Annotated in this window: 13 protein-coding genes, 1 tRNA gene and 1 pseudogene; 4 read left to right on the top strand and 11 right to left on the bottom strand. The window is 60.7% G+C overall.

Translation table 11 applies throughout. The annotated features are described in order from the left end of the window. The 3 genes and pseudogenes from A7X77_RS32695 to A7X77_RS26900 form a co-directional block, all read right to left on the bottom strand. A pseudogene (locus A7X77_RS32695) lies at positions 1 to 309 on the bottom strand (transposase); the annotation flags it as partial. A gap of 362 nt (positions 310 to 671) precedes the next feature. Continuing rightward, positions 672 to 1,052 (bottom strand): hypothetical protein, encoded by a 381-nt coding sequence (locus A7X77_RS26905; protein ID WP_064685896.1) that lies wholly within the window; start codon positions 1,050 to 1,052, stop codon positions 672 to 674. Between the two features lie 62 nt (positions 1,053 to 1,114). Next, on the bottom strand, positions 1,115 to 1,783 hold the full coding sequence (locus tag A7X77_RS26900) for a hypothetical protein (RefSeq protein WP_064685884.1): 669 nt from the start codon (positions 1,781 to 1,783) through the stop codon (positions 1,115 to 1,117). Positions 1,784 to 2,038: 255 nt separating this feature from the next. Here A7X77_RS26900 and A7X77_RS26895 point away from each other — a divergent pair, with 255 nt between their 5' ends. Then, positions 2,039 to 2,647: a TerC family protein gene (locus A7X77_RS26895; RefSeq protein ID WP_064685883.1), complete on the top strand. Its 609-nt coding sequence runs from the start codon at positions 2,039 to 2,041 to the stop codon at positions 2,645 to 2,647. A 79-nt stretch (positions 2,648 to 2,726) separates the two neighbouring features. Here the strand turns inward: A7X77_RS26895 and A7X77_RS26890 are convergent, their stop codons facing one another. Genes A7X77_RS26890 through metG form a run of 3 tightly spaced genes read right to left on the bottom strand, consistent with a single transcriptional unit; the run spans position 2,727 to position 5,884 of the window. Next, positions 2,727 to 3,542 carry an MBL fold metallo-hydrolase gene (locus tag A7X77_RS26890; protein ID WP_064685882.1) on the bottom strand — a complete coding sequence of 272 codons (816 nt, stop codon included), beginning with the start codon at positions 3,540 to 3,542 and terminating at the stop codon, positions 2,727 to 2,729. A gap of 4 nt (positions 3,543 to 3,546) precedes the next feature. Then, complete coding sequence (locus A7X77_RS26885; RefSeq protein ID WP_064685881.1) at positions 3,547 to 4,329, bottom strand: TatD family hydrolase; 783 nt, start codon at positions 4,327 to 4,329, stop codon at positions 3,547 to 3,549. 4 nt (positions 4,330 to 4,333) lie between these two features. Continuing rightward, entirely contained in the window at positions 4,334 to 5,884 is a 1,551-nt protein-coding gene (gene metG / locus A7X77_RS26880; RefSeq protein WP_064685880.1) for a methionine--tRNA ligase, read from the bottom strand. A gap of 232 nt (positions 5,885 to 6,116) precedes the next feature. On the opposite strand from metG, the gene A7X77_RS26875 reads away from it, so the two are divergent. Further along, on the top strand, positions 6,117 to 6,905 hold the full coding sequence (locus A7X77_RS26875; protein WP_064685879.1) for a sulfite exporter TauE/SafE family protein: 789 nt from the start codon (positions 6,117 to 6,119) through the stop codon (positions 6,903 to 6,905). Between the two features lie 117 nt (positions 6,906 to 7,022). Here the strand turns inward: A7X77_RS26875 and A7X77_RS26870 are convergent, their stop codons facing one another. The 4 genes from A7X77_RS26870 to A7X77_RS26855 form a co-directional block, all read right to left on the bottom strand. After that, positions 7,023 to 8,048, bottom strand: coding sequence for a DNA polymerase III subunit delta' (locus A7X77_RS26870; protein WP_064685895.1), 1,026 nt, complete (start codon positions 8,046 to 8,048; stop codon positions 7,023 to 7,025). An 8-nt stretch (positions 8,049 to 8,056) separates the two neighbouring features. Then, on the bottom strand, positions 8,057 to 8,737 hold the full coding sequence (gene tmk, locus A7X77_RS26865) for a dTMP kinase (protein ID WP_064685878.1): 681 nt from the start codon (positions 8,735 to 8,737) through the stop codon (positions 8,057 to 8,059). A 194-nt stretch (positions 8,738 to 8,931) separates the two neighbouring features. Next, positions 8,932 to 10,089 carry a D-alanyl-D-alanine carboxypeptidase family protein gene (locus A7X77_RS26860; RefSeq protein WP_082928870.1) on the bottom strand — a complete coding sequence of 386 codons (1,158 nt, stop codon included), beginning with the start codon at positions 10,087 to 10,089 and terminating at the stop codon, positions 8,932 to 8,934. 209 nt (positions 10,090 to 10,298) lie between these two features. Continuing rightward, on the bottom strand, positions 10,299 to 11,405 hold the full coding sequence (locus tag A7X77_RS26855; protein ID WP_064685877.1) for a septal ring lytic transglycosylase RlpA family protein: 1,107 nt from the start codon (positions 11,403 to 11,405) through the stop codon (positions 10,299 to 10,301). A gap of 552 nt (positions 11,406 to 11,957) precedes the next feature. On the opposite strand from A7X77_RS26855, the gene A7X77_RS26850 reads away from it, so the two are divergent. Beyond that, positions 11,958 to 12,779, top strand: a complete 822-nt coding sequence (locus A7X77_RS26850; RefSeq protein ID WP_064685876.1) for an Ig-like domain-containing protein — start codon at positions 11,958 to 11,960, stop codon at positions 12,777 to 12,779. Between the two features lie 169 nt (positions 12,780 to 12,948). Next, positions 12,949 to 13,038 (top strand) — tRNA-Ser (locus A7X77_RS26845). Between the two features lie 172 nt (positions 13,039 to 13,210). Here the strand turns inward: A7X77_RS26845 and A7X77_RS26840 are convergent. Beyond that, positions 13,211 to 13,699, bottom strand: coding sequence for a RidA family protein (locus tag A7X77_RS26840; RefSeq protein WP_064685875.1), 489 nt, complete (start codon positions 13,697 to 13,699; stop codon positions 13,211 to 13,213). Positions 13,700 to 13,888 lie beyond the last annotated feature (189 nt).

The following is a 13,888-nucleotide window of genomic DNA, read 5'->3' as shown; positions in this document are numbered from 1 at the left end:
ACCGAGACAGGATGTCGCTCTAGCCGCATTCGGCCGGCGATCTGCTGCGGCGACCAGCCATGCATGATCCGGTCTATGACGGACTGCCTGACATTAGAAAAGCGCGATAGCTTCCGCAATTTAGCGCTAATAGCCGTTCAGATCCGGGACGACTTCATCGATGAACATGTTACGTCGAATCTCTCGGAAAATCGTCGAGCGATGACGCCCAAGCTTCTCGGCGATGATGCCAACAGTGAGGCCCGCCATGCGCCAGCGGGCGATCTTGCGCCGTTCATCCATGTCGATGTGCGAGTAGGTGCGTTTCATTGAAGCTTCCTTGCGAGTGACAACCCATTGGTATCATTCGCAAGTCGCACTTCATCCTTGAACCCACCCGGCTACACACAAAGATCACATAAGATAGATTATGGAACATAGGCCTTTGTCAACGAGGCCAAAGGCTTACGCCGCTCCGCCTTTGCGCTGCCCCAGTCCGGCTCAGCTCCGATCGCGTTGCGGGTCCAAGGCGATATTCGGGCTCACCTTCACTCTGTCCATCGCTACAAAACGCGGAACTTCTTGACGCTGGTTGGCGAAGAACAGGCGCCCGGTCACTGCTTCGTAGTCTCCACGGTTCGGACAACGACGATCAGAATGGAATCCACTTTGCCGGTTACGTGCCGGATCGTTCACCACCGTCTGGTCTGCGAGACATGACCGGCAAATCCGGCCAGCAATACGCCGAACGGCAAGCTTCTGATTGCCCTTGCCGCGACGAAGGCTGCGCCGGTGGCGATGGCGAGTTTCAGCCACGGATAGTCGCCCAGCTGCAGATGGGCATTCGCATCGACGGATGTTGCCTTGGCTTTCAGCGCTGCTTCCGCATCGTCACGTAACAGGCCGATGCGCGCCTGAAGCAGCCGCAATTCTCGCTGCAGGTGGTGCAGACTTTGGTCGGCCTTTTCACGCGCGGACTCGGGGGCGGCATCGGCAAAAGGCGGTTCACCTTCCGCGACCAGTTCATCGGGATCGGGCGGAAGAAAGCCGTCGCGGTTGATGGATGATTGCATCGACTTGTCCTCGAATAAGTGAGCGCAGCGAGGCTCGGCATTGCCGCCGGCCTCGCTGCACATCAATGATCGCGCCGGAAACTCTGGCTTTGCTGCGACCCGCCTTGCGTCTGCGACTGCTGTTGCGAATCGTTCGATGATGTGGAAGCGCCGGTGAATTTATAAGCACGAACCTTGGCGCTTCCATGCGCGGTGTCGCGCACTGCGACCGGCGCCTCGTCGGAAGCCGGCCCTTCGAATGCGCTTTCGGATACTGCCAGGTCGTCCGCGGCCTTGCCGCCATGGGCCGAGCCCGCAAAACCGGTATTCGACCCGCCTTGGCGCCCGCTTTCCGATAACCAGAGATCCGCCCGTTCGTCGATGTCGATGCTGCCCTCGTCGTCCAGGATATCATGAACGGTTTCGTAGAGCGCGTCATCGATATCGTTGACCTGAACGAGGAAGCCGCCTCGCCGCAGCCCTTCTGCGTACATCGCGCGGTCCTCGTCCGGGAAGAAGAAGTCTGCCAGCGCGTCGAAAAAGCCGCTGCGGTCGTCGCCCATGACGCCGGCATTTTTCTCATCCGCCTCATATCCCGGCAACAATCTTATTCTCGCCACAGGGACGCCGGCGTCCTCGAGACGGGAAACCGCGGATTCGGCCTCCGACCGGCTGTCGAAAAAGGCGGTAAGGCTGCCGCCGCCCACGGGGCCGGAAAAACCGGGGTTGGTATCGTTGTGAATGTTGCTCACGGAACTCTCCTCTCGATGTCGCGTTCCAGCCGCCGACCCGACGCCTGGTTTCCTGACTCGGAGAACCGGCAGCCGAGACGAATGTTCCACCGTAAGGGCGACGGCTCGGCGGGGCTTGACCGTCAGTTCCATAACGCTGCCGCTTGTCGTTTCGGTGCACCGCGCGGTGAATTGCACCGGCTGTTGCATCCCTCAGCGGTTGACGTCAAACCGTGGAGACGCTAGCACGGCTTTGACGCATTGGGGACATTTCATATGGACATCTTCACGGCAGCCGGTCTGACGGCTTTGCTGCAGGTCATTGCTATCGACCTTGTTCTCGCTGGCGACAACGCCGTGGTTATCGGTCTTGCCGCGGCCGGCCTTGAGGCCACGCAACGGCGCAAGGCGATCATCGTCGGCATTCTGGCCGCAACCATTCTGCGTATTCTCTTTGCCAGCGTTGCGGTCTATCTGCTGGCGATTGTCGGCCTGCTCCTGGCCGGCGGCCTGCTGTTGCTCTGGGTCTGCTGGAAGATGTGGCGCGAGCTTCGCAATGGCCATAGCGAGGAACACCTGGCGGAGACCGGCGAAGGCGCGCCGAAAAAGACCTTCTTCCAGGCGGCGACCCAGATCGTCATCGCCGACGTCTCGATGTCGCTCGATAACGTGCTCGCCGTTGCCGGAGCTGCGCGCGAACATCCGAGCGTGCTGGTCATCGGCCTCGGTCTGTCGATCGCGTTGATGGGCATCGCCGCCCATGTGATCGCCCGGCTGCTCAGCCGCCATCGCTGGATCGCCTATGTCGGTCTGGTGATCATCCTCTACGTCTCGCTCGATATGATCTATCGCGGCGCCGTCGAGGTTCTGCCCTATATGCCGTGATCCTGCATCAGGGTCGAGGTTTTCGCCTCGACCCGCAGCGTCTTTTCAGACACAGAGCAGGAGGTTGCGGCGCCCAGAATTATGCGCTGACCTCAATCTCGAAGCTCATCTGGTCAAACGCCGGAACCACATGCTCGGGCGTCTCAGCCATCACCGCATCGTAATCCAGCGGCGTATGCATATGGGTTAGAATCGCCCGTTTCGGCTTGAGCCGGCTGATCCAGTCGAGCGACTGTTCCAGCGACAGATGGCTCGGATGATAGGTATATTGCAGGGCGTCAATGATCAGAACTTCGAGATTTTGCAGTTTCTCGACGGTCTGCGGCGGGAAATCGCTGATATCGCTGCAATAAGCCACATCGCCGATGCGGAAGCCGAGCGAATGGATATCGCCATGCTGCTGGATATGCGGGTAAAAGTCGATCTTGCCGCCGGGACCGCGGATTTCGACAGGTTCGTCGAAATTTTCGATGACAACAGGCAGCACGACCGGCGGATAATTGCTGCCGGGCGGCGTTTCCAGGCAATAGCGGAAGGCTTCACGCAGCCTGTCCATCGTATATTGGTCGGCAAAGATCGGCACCCGGCGGCGCGTATTGTGGAAATAGCCGCGCAGATCGTCGATACCGTGAATGTGGTCGGCATGCGGATGGCTGTAGAGCACGGCATCGACATGGTCGGCCCCTGACCTGATCATCTGCTCGCGAAAATCCGGCCCGGTGTCGACGACAACCGTCGTGACGCCCTCAGGGCCGAATTGCTGCACCATGAACGAGGCGCGCGTGCGCCGGTTTTTCGGATTGTCGGGATTGCAGGCACCCCAGTCGCCAGAAATGCGCGGCACGCCCGGTGACGACGAACAGCCAAGAATGGTGAAACGCCGCCGGTAGAGCACGCTGCTAGATCCTCGGCATTTTCGAGAACAGGCGGAAAGCGTTCTCCGTCGTGATCCGTGCGATCTCCGCGTAGGAAAGGCCGATCGTCTCGGCGAGCACTTCGGCCGTGTTGACGACATAGGACGGCTCGTTGCGCTTGCCGCGCCAGCGCTTCGGCGCCAGATACGGTGCGTCCGTTTCCACCAGCAGCCGCTCATGCGGGACCGTCTTGGCAATCTCGCGCAGCTCTTCCGACTTCGGGAAGGTCAGGATGCCGGAAAAGGAGACATAGCCGCCGAGCTCGACGCCGGTTCGCGCAAGTTCCGGACCAGCCGAGAAGCAGTGCAGGATAAAGGGGAAAGCCCCCTTCCCCGTTTCCTCGGTCAGGATCGCTGCCATGTCCTCGTCGGCGCTGCGGCTATGGATGACGAGCGGCAGTTGCGTCTCGCGCGCCGCCGCGATATGGCGGCGGAAGCCGGTCTGCTGGTCTTCGGGCTTTTGCGTATCGTAGAAATAATCGAGCCCCGCCTCGCCGATCGCCACCACCTTCTCATGGGCGTAGGCAAGGCGCACCAACTCTTCCGTCTGGATATCTAGCTCTTCGTCGGCATTGTTCGGATGCGTACCGACGGAGCAGAACACCGAGGGATATTTCTCGGTGATCGCGAGCAGCCCGTCGAGCTTGCGCACACGCGTCGAGATCGTCACCATCTGTTTGACACCAGCCCGATGTGCGCGCGCGACAATCTCGTCGCGCTCGGCCTCGAAGTCGGCGAAATCCAGATGGCAATGCGTATCGATCAGCACGGCCTCAAGCCTCCGGAGCCACGTAACGCGGGAAGACCGGCGTCGGCGCCTCGAGCGCCGTACCGGCGATCAGGCGGCCGGCCTCGCCGAGGGCGGCAAAATCGCGCTTGTCGGCAGGTGCGGCCACGAGATCGAGCAGTTTGCCCGATGAGTCCGGCATGAAGGGCTGCAGCAGGATGGCGATCTGGCGCACCACCTCGGCCGTGACGTAAAGCACCGTTCCCATGCGCGCCGGATCGGTCTTCTTCAGCGCCCAGGGCGCCTGGCCGGCGAAATAGCGGTCGGCCTCCGAAACGACAGCGATGATCGAGGCGAGCGCCCGGTGGATGAGCTGCTTGCCCATGTCTTCGCGCGTCGAGGCAAGCAGTGCGTCGGCCTGCGCCAGCATCGCCTTGTCCTCTTCGCTCAGCGGTCCGCATTCCGGGATTTTGCCGTCACAATTCTTGACGATCATCGACAGCGAGCGGCTGGCGAGATTGCCGATGCCGTTGGCGAGATCGGAATTGATGCGCGTGCCGATCGCCTCTTCGCTGTAGCTGCCGTCCTGGCCGAATGACACTTCGCGCAGGAAGAAATAGCGCACCTGATCGAGGCCGAAGTGGTTCACGAGGTTGACGGGATCGACGACATTGCCGAGCGACTTCGACATCTTCTCGCCCTTGTTGAGCAGGAAGCCATGGGCAAAGACGCGCTTCGGCAGCGGCAGCTTCGCCGACATCAGGAAGGCCGGCCAATAGACCGCATGGAAGCGGATGATGTCCTTGCCGATGATGTGAACATCAGCCGGCCAGTATTTCGCCCTGGGACCGTTCCTGTCTTCGATATAGCCGGTCGCGGTAATGTAGTTGGTCAGCGCGTCGACCCAGACATACATGACATGGGCTGGATCGTTGGGAACCTTGATGCCCCAGTCGAAGGTCGTGCGCGAGACCGAGAGGTCCTTGAGACCCGACTTGACGAAGGAGATCACCTCGTTGCGGCGCTCGGCCGGACCGATGAAATCGGGATTGGCCTCGTAATGCGCCAGCAGCTTCTCCTGGTATTCGGAGAGCTTGAAGAAATAGCTTGCCTCTTCCACCCATTCGACGGGCGTGCCCTGCGGCCCGTAGCGCACGTCGTCGGCGCGCAGCTCCGTCTCGTTTTCCTGGTAATAGGCCTCGTCGCGCACCGAATACCAGCCGGCATAGCTGTCCTTGTAGATGTCACCATTGTCGGCCATCAGTCTCCAGATGTTGCGCGACGTCTCGTGATGGCGCTCCTGCGTGGTGCGGATGAAATCATCGTTCGAGGCGTTGAGCAGCTTCGCCATCGCTTGGAATTCGCCGGAGTTGCGGTCAGCGAGGTCCTGGGCGGTAATCCCCTCGGCACGCGCCGTCTGCTGCATCTTCTGGCCGTGTTCGTCGGTGCCCGTCAGGAAGAAGACATCCCTGCCGTCCAGGCGCTGGTAGCGCGCCATCGCATCCGTCGCGATCAGCTCATAGGCATGGCCGATATGCGGCTTGCCGTTGGGATAGGAAATCGCGGTGGTGATGTAGAAGGGTGTCTTGTCTGTCATGGCGGCCAATGTCCGGCTTACTCTATAAAAATGGTCAGCCGCTCTTAGCGCATGTCTCCGCCAAGCGAAACATCAAGTTTTGGCGCCGTTATGATTTCCGGGACGCGGGGTCACGAACTTGACTCCGCTTCGCACCCAAACTACCGGTCGTCAGAAAGAGGGCGGGACAGAACGAAGTGTCAGTTTTCATCGATCCGGTTTGTTGTGGCCGCGCGCCGTTGGGGACGCTTGTTTGACATTTGAGCCGCTCTATTCGATCTCGGGCCTGTTTGTCGGCGCGCTTGTCGGCATCACCGGCGTTGGTGGCGGGTCGCTGATGACGCCGCTGCTGGTGCTGCTGTTCGGCGTCCATCCCGCAACCGCTGTCGGCACCGATCTCCTCTATGCGGCGATCACCAAGACGGCGGGCACTGCCGTTCACGGCATGCATGGACGGATCAACTGGAAGATCGTCGGCAGCCTCGCCGCCGGCAGTGTACCGGCGGCCGTGCTGATGCTCTGGCTGTTGGCAGGCGTCGATCGTAAAAGCATCGGCGTGACCAACACCATTACGGTTGCGCTCGGCTGGCTTCTTGTCATGACCGCGATCATGCTGGTCTTCCGAGGCTCGATCCTCGAATTGGCGCGGCGCGCCATCGGCGATCGCACGCCGCCGCAACCGGCAACCATTCTCGTCCTCACCGTCATTCTTGGGTTCTGTCTTGGCGTCCTCGTCACCCTGACCTCGGTCGGCGCCGGTGCACTCGGTGTGACGATCCTGCTGGTCCTCTATCCCAGGCTTAACGTGCGCGAGATCGTCGGTTCCGATATCGTCCATGCGGTCCCGCTGACCCTGATTGGCGGCACGGGCTATTGGGTGATCGGCGAGATCGACTGGGCGATGCTGTTTGCCCTGCTCGTCGGGTCGATTCCCGGCATCATCATGGGCAGCCTTCTGGCGCCGAAGCTGCACGAACGCACCATCCGCATCGTCTTGGCCGCCACGCTCGCCGTCGTCGCAGGCAAGCTCCTGACCGGCTAACCAGGTTGAGGATTCTAATGCATGTCGCCCGGAATTGTGCAGCAGTTCGGGACAACGACATGCATAAAGACAAGGAGCTAAAGCGCGTCGCATGAATCAAATTTGATGCGACGCGCTTTAGAGGCCCGGCTGCTTGATATCGGCGAGAATGCTGATGATCGTCTGCTTGCGGTCGAGATTATAGGCATCCGAAATGGTGAGCCGCTCAGTGATCTCGGAATAGAGCCGCGCCAGGCGTTCGGCAGCAGCGATCTGCCCCTCGCCCGCTGCCACACGCGCACGGTTCATGATGTCGTCGCCGACATGGCTGACGAAGAAATCGAAGATCGTGTCGCTTTCCTTGCCCGAAAGCGCATCGGCCAGCCGGTGCATCGCCTTGCGGGCCGCCGGCCCTTCGGCGGAAAGCACCTCGTCATAGGCCGCGATGATCTCTCCGCCGCCATAGTTCAAGAGCTTCAGCGCTTCGCCCACGCTGCCCTTAGCCGCTGCAAGTAGCGCCCCGCCCTCGCCGGATATGCCGAGATGGTCAAGGGCTGCCACCAGCGCATCGTCTGAAAGCGGCGACAGTTTCAGCGGTAGGCAGCGCGAACGGATCGTCGGCAGCAGCCGACCCGGCGCATGCGACAGCACCAGAAACAGCGCTCGCTTCGGCGGCTCCTCGAGGATCTTCAGGATGGCGTTGGCCGCATTGCGGTTCATGTCGTCGGCCGGATCGATGATGACGATCCGCCAGTTGCCGGTGCCTGACGTCTGCGAGAAGAACTTGCCGGCGCGGCGCACCTCGTCGACTGTTATCGCCGATTTCACCTTGCCGGTCTTTTCGTCCACCGGCCGGGCAAGATGCAAGAGATTGTGCGAGGCGCCGGAGACGATCTGGCGGCTGACCGCCGAGGCGGGGTCCGGATCGCCGATCGTCTCCGGCGCCGTCTCTGGATCGGGATGCGAAAGCACGTGGTTGGCGAAGCGGAAGGCGAGCGTCGCCTTGCCGATGCCCTCCGGCCCCTCGATCAGGATGGCGTGATGCCCCTTGCCGGATCGGTAGGATTGCGCGAGGAAGGCCTCCGCCTCCTCATGACCAAATAATCTGGTGTTCTCGGCCGGCCAGATGGCGCCGTCGAGCAGTCCCGGCCTCTCCTCACTCATGATGGGCTTCACTCATGATGGGCCGCTTCCGGCAATCGGGCGCGGTCTGCGGGCGACTTGAGCTGCCTGACGATCGCCAAGATCTCGGCCGCGATCGCCTCCTCCGTCTGCATAGCGTTGACAACGCGGCAGCGCTCCGGCTCGCGCGCGGCGATATCGAGAAAGGCTTCGCGCCGTTTTTCATGCGTTTCGAGCCGCTCCTTCTCGAAGCGGTCGGGCGCTTCGGCCGCGCTGCGCTTCTGCGCCCGCTCCAGGCCAACCTTTGCGGGAAGGTCGAGTATCAAGGTGCAATCGGGTACGACGCCATTGATGGCGATGCGCTGCAGCGTCTCGATGAAATCGGGTTCGAGGTTGCCGGTGATACCCTGGTAGACACGGGAGGAATCCATGAAGCGGTCACAGAGCACGATCTTGTCCGCGGCAAGGGCCGGCCGGATCACCTCTTCGACATGGTCGTTGCGCGCAGCGGCGAAAAGGATCGCCTCCATCCGTGTGCCGAAGGCCTCGGCAGCCCCGGACAAGAGGACGTGGCGCACGGCCTCGGCGCCGGGCGATCCGCCCGGTTCGCGCGTCACCAGCACCTCGTGGCCTTCGCCCTTCAGCGCCTCCGCGAGGCGGCGGATCTGCGTGGATTTCCCCGCGCCTTCCCCGCCTTCAAACGTAACGAACAATCCCGTACCGGATGACAATGACAGCTTCCCGCATTCCGGGCGCCGCACGCGCGCGCGCGCCCCGCCTCTTCTATCTATCCGAAGACATCGGGAAGGAAAACCTTTCGCCACGGCGACATAATCACCTTCCCCGGCAAATTATATCAGAAGGCCCGGCGCTCAAGTCTTGAACGTGTGGTGCGCGACAGTGCAGCCGCTTGGCGATAACGGCTTCAGCCGGGCGCGGACTTGTCCCAGAGCCAGGAGAAAAACAGCGATTCGCCGAGTTCCAGCATGGCATCGACGGCGCGGCTGCTGAGCGAGCCTTCGCCAACCGCCTGCGCGGTATAGAGCGGGACTTCCCTGAGAAGCCGGCTGCCGGCGAAAATCCTGAGCGTGCCGGCCTGATAATCCGGCTGCACGGGCGCTGTCAGCGGCCAGCGATAGACGATGCGCGCCGACAACCGGTCGGGATTGCTGACCGGAATGTAGACGCTGACCGGCGCTTTGGCGATCAGATCGACGGTGCGCGCCGTGCCGCCATAGACGCTGGCTGCGCCGATCACTTCATGCTCGGCGAAAATCTGCCGGTTCTCGAAGGCCGTCAGGCCCCATTCGAGCACACGCTTGGCCTCTTCCGTCCGCTCCTTGTCTGAGGCGATTCCGGCGAGCGCCAGAAACAGCCGCCGGCCGTCGCGCTGGACCGAGGCGACGATCGAATAACCCTCACCTTCGGTAAAGCCCGTGGCAAGTCCGTCAGCACCGAGATCGAGCCCGAGTAGCGGATTGCGGTTGCGCTGAAAGATCTTGTTCCACTCGAAATCGGGCTGGGCAAAATAGGGATAAAGATTGGGATAGGATTGCTGGAGGGCGACGGCAAGAGTCACCATCTCGCGCGCCGTCACCTTGCTCTTACCATCAGGAAGGCCGGTGGAATTGCCGAACACCGCCTTCTCCATTCCGATCTCACGGGCGCGGCGCGTCATCGATTCGGCGAATTGCTGCTCGCTTCCGGCCATGCCCTCGGCGAGGATGATACAGCTGTCATTGGCCCCCTGGATGGCGATGCCCTTGATCAGGTCCTCGACGCGCACCCGCGATTTCAGGGCGGCAAACATCGTCGCCGTCCTCGACGGCGCGCCGCCGGTGCGCCAGGCATATTCGGAAACCGGATATTCGGTATCGAGGGTGATCTGGCCCTTCGCCACCGCCTCGAAGACGAGATCCATTGTCATCAGCTTGGCAAGCGAAGCCGGCGAAAAGGCCTGATCCTCGTTCTTGGCGAGAAGCACCGTGCCGGTCGATGCCTCGATCATATAGGCCTGCGCCGCCTTGGTGGCGAAACCGGCGGCGCCCCCATCGGTTGCCTGCGCGCCTGCGGCGAGCGGCATCAGGCATGCAAGAGCAAATGCGGAAAAAGTGCCGAGCGGGTTTGCCTCCGAAATTGCGGAAAAACAAAAGGTTAGAGCGGGTCTGCGCTTCGGTGAAAAGCGCAACCGCTCTAGAAGGCGAAGCACAGGCCTCAGCATCGCAAGTCCCATCGGTGAACGGCAGTTTTGAGAAGGTTAGAGCGCGGCGAAATCCGATGCAATCGCCATGCTCAGCGCGCCGCGGATTTTGCCTGTTGGCGCTTGGCCGAGGCAAGGATCGAGGCCTGCGTCAGCCCGTCATTGCGCACCATCACCGCGTCGAAGGCGAGATCGACCGTCACCGTCTTCACGCCCTCGTTCTGATAGCCGAGCGCGAGGGAAGGCTGCGAGCCGCCATAGGGCCGTTCATAGGGCATGGGACCGATCTCCGGCAGCACGACCATCTGATCGAAAGCCGGCGCGGCGTCTGCGGCGGGTGCCGTTGGAGCCACCAGAACATGGGCGCCCGGGGCAAGCGCGGGCGCCGAATTGTAGCGCGCGCTCGGCGTTGAGCCGGCATAGGAGGTCGCCGACATCGGCACCGGCACCTTGGCCGGCTGCACCTCGTAATCTTCGGCGCTCTGCAGTTGATCGCGGGTGATCTTGCGGCTGTTGGAGGCAACCATTACGCCGCTTGCAATCTGCCCTTCCGGATTGACGCCGGGAATGCGGCTGCCCTTCGGTACGTAGGAGGCCATCAGGTAGGGCATGTCGTGGCCATCCATACGAGCGCGGCCGACATATTGAACGCGCACCTTGCCGGTGCCGCTGTGCTGCAGATCCAACATGTTGGCAGTCTTGTTGGAAAGGTCGATGATGCGTCCTTCGTGATAGGGACCACGATCGTTGACGCGCACGATGATCGATGAGCCGTTCTCGACATTGGTGACGCGAGCATAGCTCGGCAGTGGGAAAGTCGGATGCGCGGCGGAAAGATGCATCTGGTCGTAGACTTCGCCGTTCGCCGTCAGGCGTCCATGAAAGGCGGAACCATACCAGGACGCGATGCCGACCTTGCTATAAGAGAAGTCTTCCTTCGGATAATACCATTTACCCTTCACCACATAAGGATTGCCGACGATGTAGCGGCCGCCACCCTTCGGGATGTTGTTGCCGGTGGCGACGCGGGGGCTGGCCTTCACGCCATATTCGGATTCCGAGAAATACTCTTTGCCATGGGCTTTTTTATTCGGCACGGCCTGTGTTGTGCCGCATGCCGCAACCGTCGCACACATCGCCGATATCGCCAGCCATCGCGCAGTCGTTGCGAAAGACGTCGCCCCGTATCCCAATGTCATATGTCCCACGCCGCTCAAACATCGTTATGGTTAAGGAACTTTGCCCCATCTCGGGCCAATAACGCCTTATGCCCACCCGCCTAACGAGACTTTAAATTTGCTGGGTTCGTGGCGAATTTACGAACGTTTTCGAAGCGATAGCGACAATTCCGATGATTATGGTTTACAGATCGCTAACGCGAAGCTGCCGCCCTACCCTTCTGAGGCTGCAGTCAGAGCCGCAATTGGCGTGCCGATGCGGATCATTTGGCATCTGCAAAGCCAGTTTTCGGAGCGTCAGATGCCCCGGAGCGACACAGCTGCGAAATGAAGGTTAACGTCCACCGAGCGCAAGAGGCCGCCAATCTCCGCTGGAGTTGGAGCTTTCAGCTCAGGGTAGTGGTGCGGCTTGCTCTTCACGTTGTTGGGCGTGCCCTGCAGGGGTAACCGCGGCGGTCACTCTCTTGGGACGTGTAGTTTGTTGCTTGACACAAAGTGGAGTAGAAAGTTTATTTGCGGCGTTCGGGTCGTAGCCCGGCGTCCTTTCCACGCTCATCTTTAGGGAGACGAGCTATGGCAAATCACAAACCAACAGTGCCTGACGTGTTGGTCCACGACTACGCACCAGCGGAAGCCATTGAAGGAAACCTTCTCGAAAGTGCCTCAGATTCCGATGGCGACCTGCTTCAGGTTCAGTTCGTCAACGGAATAAGAATTCCCAATAAGGCGGGTGAAGCAGGATATCTGACCATCGAGGGTGAGCACGGAACGCTGACGGTCTGGAGCAACGGCAGCTATAGTTACACGGTCAGCGATCCCGCAAGCCTTGAGTCCGGTGAGGTCTTCGCCGAGAAATTCTCCTTCAAGATCTCCGATGGAAAAGGCGGTACGGATGTCGCCAATCTCAACATCGGCGTGCATACGCCTCCGCAAGGGCTGTATTCCATCGATTTCGAGGAAGCTCCGACGGAATATCCCGGGCAGCCGGATATCGCCTCGGGCTATGCCGGTTTCAAGTTCGGCGATAAGCTGGACGGCAATCTGTGGACGGTCGCCGAATCCGGCGGCAACGAATACGTCGTCACCAACCCCTACAATCCATTCTTCGATCGCGTTGACGGCAAACTCTTCACCGTGGAGGGTGTCGACGTCGCGACTGTTTTCGACCCGGCCTATCACGGTGTCGATGCCCTTGTGACGTTCGAAGGCTATATCGGCGGCAACAAGGTGAGCGAGATGTCGCTGACGGTTTATGGCGACACCATTGCCGATGGCCAGCACATTTCGCTGGAAGCCTTGGGAGCAGTCGATTTCATCCGCTTCGATATTCAGCCCGAGGTAGAGCCGACGGGCTTTCCGCAGCTCGCATTTGACAACTTCACCGTCCTGGTCTGACGACGGCAGAGAGAAGCGGCTGTTGAAGCCGCTTCTCTGCAGAACAAGTTGACGCTGCGGTCAAAGCTGCTAAAAAGCCGCCCTGTGAGTGAATGGGCAGCAAATCGGCAGAAACCACCGATGCACCAGAAATCCCGAGACGGAATTTCTTACAGCTTCTCAATTACTTGGAAGAGTGTCCGAGTGGTTTAAGGAACCGGTCTTGAAAACCGGCGTGCGGGAAACCGTACCGTGGGTTCGAATCCCACCTCTTCCGCCATTTCCATTTTCATGTGCCAGCGTTCTGCCGCCCCATTCTGCAGTCTTGGGGCGTGCCCTTGAGATCGGTGCAGGCGGTGGGTGAAAACGGCGGCCCCGCCGTTTTCTGCAGCGATAAGCTCAGGTCGAAGAGAAGACCGGAGGCCTTGCCTCAGCCGGATCGCGCGCGGCCGTCATTCCAGAACGACGACGGCTTCGACCTCGAAGAGCATCGGGTCTATTGCAAGTTTGGGAACCGGGACAAGCGTCTGCGCCGGCAGCGCCGCGCCGAAGGTTTCTTTGACGTTCCTGGTCAGCACTTCGAGCTTGGACATGTCATGATTGACCACGAAGATCGTAAGCTTGACGACCTGATCCGGCCTTGCGCCGAGCCCATCGAGAGCGGCGCGCAGATTTGCGTAGGCCTGCTTAACCTGGACGGCGAAGTCCGGCGAAAAGGCGCCGGTGCCGTCCTGGCCACCCTGCCCGGAGATATAGGCCAACCGGGCGCCGCGCGGTGCGATCACCGCCGTGCTGTAGCCGTTCGGCGTCGGGTCGTAGAGGTTTTTCGGATTTACGATGGTCGGCTTGAGGTCGCCCGCATTCGCCGCCGTCGCAGTGGAAATTCCCGTGGTCATGATGATCAGCCCTCCGAAAAGCAGATGTTTGATGGTGTGTGACATGATTTTCTCTTGGCCATGCGGACTGCGAGCATCGCCCGCGGTCTCCGGTTGAATCCTCGTTCGATCGTTGGATACTTGACTCGTACAACGTACGATCAAATCGCATCGTACGTTGTACGAGTCAATCGGCAGGAGTCGACATTCATGGCTTTGTCGGCTTAAAACGGCCTTCAGATCATTTAGGAAGGA

This window comes from Rhizobium bangladeshense, from assembly GCF_001662075.1.
Classification (GTDB): domain Bacteria; phylum Pseudomonadota; class Alphaproteobacteria; order Rhizobiales; family Rhizobiaceae; genus Rhizobium; species Rhizobium bangladeshense_B.
This window is presented reverse-complemented; position numbering and strand designations above follow the sequence as displayed.

Excerpts from the sequence above, each read along its gene's own strand:
- A7X77_RS26895 (WP_064685883.1), top strand. The coding sequence starts at position 2,039 with ATGGACATCTTCACGGCAGCCGGTCTGACGGCTTTGCTGCAGGTCATT.
- A7X77_RS26870 (WP_064685895.1), bottom strand. The coding sequence starts at position 8,048 with ATGAGTGAGGAGAGGCCGGGACTGCTCGACGGCGCCATCTGGCCGGCC.
- metG (WP_064685880.1), bottom strand. The coding sequence starts at position 5,884 with ATGACAGACAAGACACCCTTCTACATCACCACCGCGATTTCCTATCCC.
- A7X77_RS26905 (WP_064685896.1), bottom strand. The coding sequence starts at position 1,052 with ATGCAATCATCCATCAACCGCGACGGCTTTCTTCCGCCCGATCCCGAT.
- A7X77_RS26850 (WP_064685876.1), top strand. The coding sequence starts at position 11,958 with ATGGCAAATCACAAACCAACAGTGCCTGACGTGTTGGTCCACGACTAC.
- A7X77_RS26840 (WP_064685875.1), bottom strand. The coding sequence starts at position 13,699 with ATGTCACACACCATCAAACATCTGCTTTTCGGAGGGCTGATCATCATG.
- A7X77_RS26855 (WP_064685877.1), bottom strand. The coding sequence starts at position 11,405 with ATGACATTGGGATACGGGGCGACGTCTTTCGCAACGACTGCGCGATGG.
- A7X77_RS26860 (WP_082928870.1), bottom strand. The coding sequence starts at position 10,089 with ATGCCGCTCGCCGCAGGCGCGCAGGCAACCGATGGGGGCGCCGCCGGT.